Annotated in this window: 8 protein-coding genes; 2 read left to right on the forward strand and 6 right to left on the reverse strand. The window is 62.3% G+C overall.

Annotation, left to right across the window (positions count from 1 at the left end; genetic code table 11):
* Positions 1-73: 73 nt before the first annotated feature.
* The gene (locus Q7S58_RS09235) at positions 74-1,219 is read left to right on the forward strand and encodes a hybrid sensor histidine kinase/response regulator (RefSeq protein ID WP_304823912.1); all 1,146 of its coding nucleotides are present in this window, start codon (positions 74-76) and stop codon (positions 1,217-1,219) included.
* A gap of 24 nt (positions 1,220-1,243) precedes the next feature.
* On the opposite strand, the gene Q7S58_RS09240 is transcribed toward Q7S58_RS09235, so the two are convergent.
* The 6 genes from Q7S58_RS09240 to Q7S58_RS09265 form a co-directional block, all read right to left on the reverse strand.
* A complete protein-coding gene (locus tag Q7S58_RS09240; RefSeq protein WP_304823915.1) occupies positions 1,244-1,630 on the reverse strand; it encodes a hypothetical protein in 387 nt (128 codons plus the stop codon).
* A 99-nt stretch (positions 1,631-1,729) separates the two neighbouring features.
* A complete protein-coding gene (gene selB / locus Q7S58_RS09245) occupies positions 1,730-3,841 on the reverse strand; it encodes a selenocysteine-specific translation elongation factor (protein ID WP_304823918.1) in 2,112 nt (703 codons plus the stop codon).
* Between the two features lie 486 nt (positions 3,842-4,327).
* Positions 4,328-4,699: a limonene-1,2-epoxide hydrolase family protein gene (locus tag Q7S58_RS09250; RefSeq protein ID WP_304823921.1), complete on the reverse strand. Its 372-nt coding sequence runs from the start codon at positions 4,697-4,699 to the stop codon at positions 4,328-4,330.
* A gap of 29 nt (positions 4,700-4,728) precedes the next feature.
* Entirely contained in the window at positions 4,729-5,217 is a 489-nt protein-coding gene (locus Q7S58_RS09255) for an AAA-associated domain-containing protein (RefSeq protein ID WP_304823924.1), read from the reverse strand.
* Positions 5,217-5,975 (reverse strand): ABC transporter ATP-binding protein, encoded by a 759-nt coding sequence (locus Q7S58_RS09260; RefSeq protein WP_304823928.1) that lies wholly within the window; start codon positions 5,973-5,975, stop codon positions 5,217-5,219. The genes Q7S58_RS09255 and Q7S58_RS09260 overlap by 1 nt, the downstream gene beginning before the upstream one ends.
* A 38-nt stretch (positions 5,976-6,013) precedes the next feature.
* The gene (locus Q7S58_RS09265) at positions 6,014-7,738 is read right to left on the reverse strand and encodes an ABC transporter permease subunit (protein WP_304823931.1); all 1,725 of its coding nucleotides are present in this window, start codon (positions 7,736-7,738) and stop codon (positions 6,014-6,016) included.
* Positions 7,739-7,840: 102 nt separating this feature from the next.
* Here Q7S58_RS09265 and Q7S58_RS09270 point away from each other — a divergent pair.
* Positions 7,841-9,501, forward strand: a 1,661-nt coding sequence (locus tag Q7S58_RS09270; protein ID WP_304823934.1) for a hypothetical protein, incomplete at its 3' end; no start/stop codon positions are given.

Genomic DNA, 9,501 nt, shown 5'->3' on the forward strand with positions numbered 1-9,501 from the left:
TCCCTCGGCGCCTCGAACCGAAGTAACTTCCCCTCTTAACTAAGAGTATAATCGTCAGTAGGCAAACCTAACAATGTTTCCGCTAGACAAAAAATATTTCCAGCGCTTGCTGGAGAGTGCCCCCGACATCATTATCGCCGTCGACAAGGAAGGCATGATCACTTTCTACAACGACGGCGCTCGCACCAACCTCGGTTACAGCTCCGACGAAATCATCGGGCAGAACTGCACGCTCATCTATCCGTCGCTCGAGGAAGCGCGGCGCGTGATGAAAGCGATGCGGGCCGGCGACAACGTCCGCATCTCGAGCTTCGAGACGGTTTTCCGCAACAAGGCCGGCGAGATGATCCCGGTGACGATCTCCGGCTCGCTGATCCATGATGACGACGGCAACGAGATCGGCTCGATCGGCTTCGCGCGTGATATCCGCCGCATGCGTCACGCGCAACAACTCGCGACGGCCGGTGAAATCGCGGTCAGCCTGGCGCACGAAATCAACAATCCGCTCGAATCGATCATCAACAACCTCGACCTGCTGTCGCGATGCCTCGAAGGGCGCCTCAGCGAAGCCGAAAAGGTCGTCGAGAACGAACGGCTCGATTCGATTCGCAATTCGATCGACCGCGTGCAGGCAATCGTCCGCCGCCTCGACGAGATGACACGCAAGGGCGAGTACGAAACGCGCGATTATCTCGCCGGCAAGCGGATGGCCGACCTGGCGCCGCGCGAGACCGCCAAGGAAAGGACTCACGAAGCCCCGCACTCGCCCGAGAGCTATCCGCTCGAAGGGATGTCTGTGATCGTGCTCGACGACGATATCGCGGTGGTGAATTCGCTCGCGGAAATTCTGCGCGCCGAGCGATGTATCGTGAATTGCGCGACGCGGCCGTCGGCCGCATTCGGCATCCTGCGCAACGTCAAGGTGGACGCGGTGATTTCGGACGTCGTGATGCCTGAGATGGACGGCTACGACTTCTATCTCAAGGTCAAGGAAGAGATGCCGAATCTGCCGGTGATCCTGATGACGGCGTATTACTACGACAAGGATCACATCCTTAAGCGATCGCGCTTGCGGGGACTCGAGGGCGCGCTGTTCAAGAAGCCGGTGAATCCGGCGAAGCTGCGCCAGATGCTGATGCAACTGCGGCAGAAGTCGAACCAGGCGAAGGCCGACGCGCGCGTCGCCGCGGCGGTGGCCAAAGCCGCCGCCCAGCAGTAAAGCGCGGGCGCAAATCACTCGGAATCAAATTTCGATCTCCTCCCGCCGCAGCGGCCGAGTAGTGGCAATCGATGTGAGCATCGCGGCGCCCAAGGCATACAACGCTGCCGCCAACGACGCGCTCATCATTCGGAGATCATTCAGTTTGCTGGTTTTGCCAGGGAAAATCCGAATCGCGAAAACCAAAAAGAGGGTCGCCGCATATGCACACACTACAAAACAACCCTGCCTGAGCCAGATCGGAGAGCCGGCGAACTGAAGGCGGGCTCCCGCCCTTGCTACGCGGGAGTTAAACCGGCGTTCGAACCACGAAAATTGCGCCAAAAGGTTTTCGTGCGCAAGCGCGGCTACCATCAGGATCGGGAACGCACTGCGCAGCGTTCTCAGAATGACCTTGGCGCCGGTGCGCAAGCGTGCGACATTGTGGGGTCGTCGGTCATTTCGAACGAAGTGGTTAATCCCGGATCCGGCATCCTTCGACTCCGGCCAGCCTGCCCCGTTCGACTTCGCTCAGGGCTTCGGCTCCGATGACGGAAGGCTGCGGAGGCGGCGAACGTCGCCGACGCGAGTGGTGACGCCGGCGTGATCGAAGTAGTCGAGCAGCGCGATCGAAAATTTGCGCGAAGCGCCGAGTAGATCGCGGAATGAGGCGGCGGTGATCTCGGGATGCGTCTTCAGATGCTCGAGCAGCTTCGCGCGTGCGGACTCGGCGGCGGCGCGGCTGAAATAAAGATCGGTGGCGACCTTGATCACGCGGCCTTCGCGTTCCATCGCGGTGAGCACGGTGCGGAGCCGAGGAAGATCGCTCGGGGTGAGCTTCAGGATCTCGGCGATCTGCTTCAGTTCGGGCGGCTGAAATTCCGCCTTCGATAGCAGTTCCTCGAGATGCGCGCCGAGCTTGCCGGCGTCGCCGCCGAGTTGCACGCGGTGGCTCTTCAGGCGGAGCACGCTCTCCTCGCGGACGATGTCGGTTTCGCGGCTCAGACGATCGATCAGCGGCCGAAAGGCGCGCGACGCGATTTCATACGGCAATCGCGTGCGCAGCGACTCCATGTCGAGCCCCGGCGACAGCGGCTCGCCCTGATGATGCGTTGCGAGAGCAGCGAGCGTGAATTGCTTGAGCTGGTCCCATTTGGCGCGCGTGGTGAAACCCTCTTCGTCGCCGATCGAAAGCTTGATGAAGCGCGGATCCTTGAGCGCGGCTTCGGCTTCCTTAACCGGGATGTTCATCAGCGTCGCGATGCGCGACCCGCTGAGCGCGAAGGCGTCTTGCAGATCGAGCAGCGCGTCGAGCGCGGCGGCGCTGGCCGCGGGTATTGCGGGTGCATCGCGCGGTGATGATGAAGTGGCAGGCGATCCAGCACCCTCACCCGCCTCATCGCTCACGCGCTTCGGCGACCTCTCCCGCAAAAAAGCGGGCGAGGCATCGGAAGGCGGGCGAGGTTGAGCCGGAAGATGCTGCTCGGAGCGGCGCAGGAGATTTTCGCGCAGCACGTTGAGGGGCGCGAGGTCGCGCGGCTTGCGGACTCGGCGCGCGAGCGGATTCAGCACCACGCCCCCGCCGATGGTGCGCGAGTTGGTTTCGTCGCGAATGACGAAGCGATCGCCGGCGAGCGCGACGACGGGCGAATCGGGAATCAACTGCGCGAGGCCGGCGGATTTCGGCGCGATACTGCCGGCTTCGTCGCGCACCATCACGCGCGCGATCGTCTCGGCGGTCGCGATGAATAGCCGCACCCGGGTGTTGCTCTTGAGCGCGCGCTTGGCGGCGGGGCGAAGCTCGAGCCACGCGTCGAAGCGCGAGGTCGCGAAGTCGAGACGTTCATCGGCGAGCATGTCGCCGCGCGCCAGATCGATTTTCTCGGCACCGGTCAGATTGAGCGCCACGCGCTGGCAAAGGCCAGCGCTTTCGACCGATTCCGAATGCACCTGGATCGAGCGGACGCGCACCTCGTGACCGCCCGGCAGCACGCGCAGTTTTTGTCCGAGCCTGACTTCGGCGCCCATCGCAGTGCCGGTGACGACCACGCCGTGGCCCTTGATCACGAATGCTCGATCGAGCGGCAGGCGAAAGATGCCAGTGGCGCGCCGCGCCTGAAAGCCGTCGAGTTGACGAACGATTTCAGTCCGCAGTTGATCGAGGCCCATCCCCGTGATCGACGAAACCGGAATCACCGGCGCGGCGGCGAGCGTGGTGCCGTCGGCGAGCAACTCGATTTCTTCGCGCACCTCGGTAAGCCGCGCCGAGTCAACGACGTCCGCCTTGGTGATCACGAAGATGCCGCGCCGCGCGCCGAGCAGATGCAGGATGTCGAGATGCTCCTCGCTTTGCGGCATCACGCCGTCGTCGGCGGCGATCGCGAACAGCACCAGATCGATCCCGTGCGCGCCCGCGAGCATGTTGCGGATGAAGCGCTCGTGGCCGGGGACGTCAACGATGCCGGCGCGGGCGCCGTCGGGAAGAGTCAGATACGCGAAGCCCAAGTCGATCGAGATGCCGCGTTCCTTCTCTTCCTTCAGGCGGTCGGTATCCTGGCCGGTGAGCGCCTTGATGAGCGCAGTCTTGCCGTGATCGATGTGACCGGCGGTACCGATGATGGCGTGCGTGACGACAGATGCCATCTATGTTCTGTAGCATGGCGGACGGTTGAAAAAGTAATTTTCAGCTATGCCGAAGATCGAGATCCTTCGACTCCGGCAGCCTTTGCTCAGGATGACGGAGTGGGCGAGATCACTCACTTACAAAAAGTTCACAAACTCTCAGGGTGACGGAAAGAAAAAAGTGAGAGACGGGGGAGTGAGGTGATGTATCGGGCGACGGGCGGCACCCTCACCTACCTCGTCGCTTAAGAGCGACTCGGCGTCCTCTCTCCCGTAACGTAACGGGGGAGGTATTAGGATCCGGGATTCCTCGCTACGCAGTCTCCGCTCGGAATGACACGGGCGTGCGCGCGGAGTAAAAGCACGAGGCGCGCACAGTTGCGGTGCGGTCGCTTGGGTTTCGCCCCAAGCGACCGCAGCAGCCAAGGCATCAGGACATTTGTTTGATGCATATTTCGACGTCGAAGCGGCCGCGGCACCTTGTGAGCGGCAGCATCGGACCAAACATTACGCCATCTGCTTGGTGTACATCGCCATGTCGAAATAGTCGCGCCACGCGCTGATTTTGCCGCCGCTAACCTCGAACACGCCGGTCACCGGGAGCGTGATTTTCTTGGCGCCCAAATCGAACATATCGAGGCGCTCGTTGAAAACCACATTTCCGTTCGAGGCGCATTTCAGAATCTTGAACTCGATCGATTTGGCGCCTGGCAGAAACGTGTTGATGGTGGCGCGGATTGCGGCTTTGCCGCGCGCCGGCTCGGTCGGGATGTTGTGATAGACGGCGTCCTCGGTGAAGAAGCCGAGCAACTCGTCGATGTTCTTGCGCGGCCAGGCATTGCAAAAGTCGGTCACAACTTTTTCAGCATCGGTAGCCATAGCGTGGACTCCTTCGGCGCGCATCGCGCCTATTCGTTGTCGAGGTAAAAGCGATCCTCATCCTTGTTATAGCCGAACAGCTCGGCAAAGCGACCCCAGTTCACGATGGTCGAGAATTGGCGCTCGGGCTTTTCGGTCGGCAGCAGCATCGCGAGATGCTCGAGCACGATTTCCTTGCTGAGCGATCGATCCTCCTGCCCGTGCAGCAATCTAATGAAGTAACTGAACAGTCCGTGCTGCTTCAACCGTTCGCGCACGATGATCTTGCGCTGATTCATGGCGGCGTCAAGGACTGCGCGGCCGAGCGGTTCGAGGACGACGTCGCCGACGGGAGTGGAAACGAAGCCGAGGATCTCGGCGGCCTTCATCACCTTGAGCAAATCACCGAACTTGAAATTGAGGTCGCGCGCGATTTTGTAGCCGTCCTCGCGGCCGCCGCGATCGTCGAGCAATTCGAGCAGGCCGAAGACCCACGTCATGCCGCAATCGGGGACTGGAGTTATCGCAGCCGACGGCATTATCCACGCTCCTCGATCAGCGAGAAGACCTTGTCGGTCCAGAGGTTGAAACTCTCGGCGCGGCGATCGCGCGGGCGCGGCAAATCCACCTTCAAGTCACCGGCGAGGCGGCCAGGTCCCGAGGCGAGCACGATGATGCGATCGGCGAGTTCGATTGCCTCCTCGATAATGTGGGTGACGAGGATGATATTCTTCACCGGCATGTCGGGCGATTGCCAGATGTCGAGCATTTCTTCGCGCAGTGTGATCGCCGTCAGGGCGTCGAGCGCGGAGAACGGTTCGTCCATCAGCAGCACCTTGGGCTCGACTGCGAGCGCGCGCGCGAATCCGACGCGTTGCTTCATCCCGCCGGATAGTTCGCGCGGGTACGCCTCCTCGAATCCGTCGAGGCCGACTTTATCGATATAGATGCTCGCGCGTTTCTCACGCTCCACGAGCGACAATCCCTGCGCTTCGAGTCCGAGTTCGACATTGGCCTTGACCGACAACCACGGCATCAGGGCGAACGACTGGAAGACCAGCGCGCACTCGAGATTGATTCCATCGACCTGCTTGCCCTTGTAGAGCACCTGCCCCGAGGTTTGCGGCACGATGCCGTTGATGATGCGCAGCAGCGTCGATTTGCCGCATCCAGACGGACCGACGATCGCGATGAACTCGCCCTCCTCGATGTCGAGTGTGATGTCGCGTAGCACCTCGAGCGTGCCCTTGGCGTGGGCGAAGCTTTTCGAGACGTGTTTGAGTTCGAGCAACGCCATGGGTCGGGTGGGTCGGGGTCACACATGATGCACAAAAATCAGTAGTCCAGTCTGTAGCGCTCTGTCGCGATGTCGTACAAGCGCCGCCAGATGAGCCGATTCAACATTATCACCACCGCGATCATCGAGAGCAGGCTCAGCAGGATCATCACGCCGTTGCCGGTCTTGTACGTGGCGGCATCGAGGAGCGCGCCGAGTCCGAGCACTTCGTAGGTGTGTCCCTGATAGACGAAATATTCGGAGAGGATCAGCGCGTTCCATCCGCCGCCCCAGGCAGTGATGCTGCCGGTGATAAGCGACGGCATGACCGCGGGGATGGTTAGTTTGCGCCATCGCGCGAAGCGCGAGAGGCCGAACGCGCGCGCGGCTTCCTTCAGATCCTCGGGCACCTGGTTGATGCCGGCGAGCAGGTTGAAGAGCAGGTACCATTGCATCCCGGTGAGGATGAGCAGGATCGAGGCGAGATTCATCCCGCCGGTGACGCGGATGACGAAGAGAACGATCAGCGGGAAGAGCGCGGTCGCGGGCATCGAGCCGATGATCTCGGCGACCGGCGAAAGGATGCGATTGAAGCGCGGACTCTCGCCCGCGGCGAGCGCGACGGGCAGCGTCCACGCGAGCGAAATGAGATATGCGAGGATCATGCGAATCGTGGAGGCGACGATCGCGGACGGAATCAGGCGCACGTCGGCGGGCCACGGCTGCGCGAGGGTTCGCGCCAGTGCCAGCAGACCGGCGGCGATCGCCCATCCGCTGAAAAATACGACGATCGCGATCACCGTGTTGCGGGCGATCCTGGCGGCGCGGTTGGAGGCTTCGGCGGAGAGAATCCGCACGCGCGGGATGCGCTCGATCGCGCTCGAGATCGCGCGGAGCGGCGGAACCAGGATCAATCGGAGCATCCGCGTCACGGCCGGACCGATCCCTGCGAGCGCATCGAACATGCCGAGCGACGCGGCGGGGCCGGACGACGCGGCGAATTCGTACTTGAACTTTTCGGCCCACGATGAGAGCGGCTGCCATACGATCGTGTCCATCGCGACGATGATCGCGAGCAGCGCGAGCAATCCCGCGATCAGGTCGGCCTTGTCGCCGCGATTGGCCGCGTCCATCAGGAAGGAGCCGAGCCCGGGCAAATGATAGTTGGCGGGGCCGACCGTGATGATTTCGCAGGCGATCAGGAAGTACCATCCGGCGACCCACGACAGGATCGAATTATAGACGAGCTTCGGCATGCAGGCGGGCAGCAGCAGGCGCTTGAATTTGAGCCAGCCGCGCGCGCCGAAGGCGTCGAGCGCTTCGGCGGAATCGGCGGGGATGGTTTTGACCGCCTCGAACACGCCGAGCGCCATGTTCCACGCCTGGCTGGTGAAAATCAGGAACACCGCGGCCATCTCGACGCCGAAGCGGCTGCCGTTGGCGAGCGCGACGAAAAAATAAACCGCGGCGGGGAAGAAGCCGACGACCGGCACGGATTGCGCGATGTCAATCGCGGGGATCATGACACGTTCGTAAATTCCGCCGCGGGCGGCGGCCATGCCGTAAACGATCGAAAAGACGAGCGCGAGAAAATACGCGGCGAGCATGCGATCGAACGAACAGAATGCATAATATGGAAGATGCTCGATCGAGATCGGCAGCCGCGGCGCGGCGATGCGTGCGTGCCCGCGATAGGCGAAAAAAAGCGCGATGATCGCCGCGAGCGCGAGGAAAGACAACGCTCCGTTGACCAGGGTCCGCGTGCTGATCTTAAACCTGAACATTGGCCGTGACTCGAAACAAGCAGCATAACGGTTTCGCGCAAGTCACGGCATCATTGCAAGCCGGTGAACAATGAATCTTGAGCGCAATCGCAGCAGGGGCGGATGGCAAGCATAGAGACGAAGCCGTTGGAGGGGTCATCGCTCGGGCCAGAGGTGGAGGTACGGCGCGAGGAGATCGATGGCGCGATGACGCCGGCGCGGCGCAGGCTGAGTCACGAGCGGCTTGCGCGGCCGGTGCACGTCGTGACGGCGGAGCATCTCGGCTGGTATGCGATCGCGATCTGGGCGGTGGCGACGCGCTTGATAGCTCTGGGAGCGCGTCCGCTCGATCCTGCGCCAGCGCGCATCGCGATGCTCGAGTACGCGCTCGCGAAAGATGGATTGGTGGCGGTATTCGAGCATCCGGGGGTGCACGCGTCGTGGCCGGAGATTATGCAAGCGTGGATTTTCGCGGCGCTCGGCGCGACCGATTTTACGTCGCGAATCGTGCTGGCGGTTTGCGCGCTGATACTGATCGGCGCGGCCGCTGCGATGCGTCCATATCTCGGGCGCGCGGGCGCGATGGGATTTGCGGGCTTGCTCGCGATCTCGCCGAGTGTCGCGTACTTCTCGCGCGGCGGCTCGAGCGTGATTTGCTCGATGGCCTTCATGATGGCGAGCGTCGCGCTCGCGTTCAGCCTGAAGCGGCATCGATCGCCGGTGCGGGCATTCGTGCTGGGCATCGCAATCGCGCTCTGGCTAAGTGGCGATCCGATCGGTTACGCGACTTTGGCGGCCGCGATCGTAGCGCTTGCGTTCATCGGCTTGTTCGATTTGGTGACGGTCGATCATCGCCGCTTGCGTTTTCGCATCTGGTGGGAGCAGCGCCGCGCGCTCGTGCTGACTACGACCTTCGTCGCGATTTTTGCGTGGGTGTGGCTGACGACCGGCGTGATGACCCATTCGCTTTCGGCTGCGATTCCGCGCGACGTGTACGCAGCGTTCAAGATCGACGCGGCGGGATTCGAGCGCAGCTTGCGGATGCTGGCGCCGATCCTGGGCTTCTATGAATACCTGATCGCGATGCTGGCGATCGTGGGCTTGATCGCGATCGTGACGCGCGGAATTACGGGCGCGATCGCGCGATGGTCGATCATCTGGGCGATCGTCAGCGTCGGGATCTTTCTCACCGTGGGTGCGACGGGACCGGATGCGATCGTGGCGATGGTCATCCCGCTCGCGATGGTCGCGGGCTGCGGTCTCGAATGGATGCACGATTCGATTCGCTGGGAAGCGATTCGGATTCCGATCGCAATCGCGGCGGCGCTGACAATCTATCTCCAGGTGATGACGAATTTTGTGTATGCGACGCCCGACGTGAGCGAGAAACCGTGGGACCGGCACGCGCTGCTCTTCTGGACGGCGCCGACGACGACGATTGAGACGCGGCGAGAATGCGCGCGCGCGGCGAGTTCGGTCACTGCGGAGGCGTCGGCGGCGATGATTCCTGCCGAGGCGCCGCAGGTCGCGTGGTATCTCCGCAAATTCGCGCCGACTGATAGCCGCGATGCGGCTAACATCGTCGTGACGATTCCGGAAAAGACGAGTAGCGCGGCGGTGGGCAGCGCTTCGCCGGCGCAGTTCGGATTCGAGGAATCGTGGACGCCGGCATACGACAAGATGCGCGCGATGGATGCGATCCAGTACCTGTTCACGCAGCGCGTGTGGAACGAAGTTCAGATCCGCGACCTGGAACTCGTGGTGCGGCGGCCAAGCGGACCGCC

The sequence above is a fragment of the Candidatus Binatus sp. genome (assembly GCF_030646925.1).
In the GTDB taxonomy this organism is placed as follows: Bacteria; Desulfobacterota; Binatia; order Binatales; family Binataceae; genus Binatus.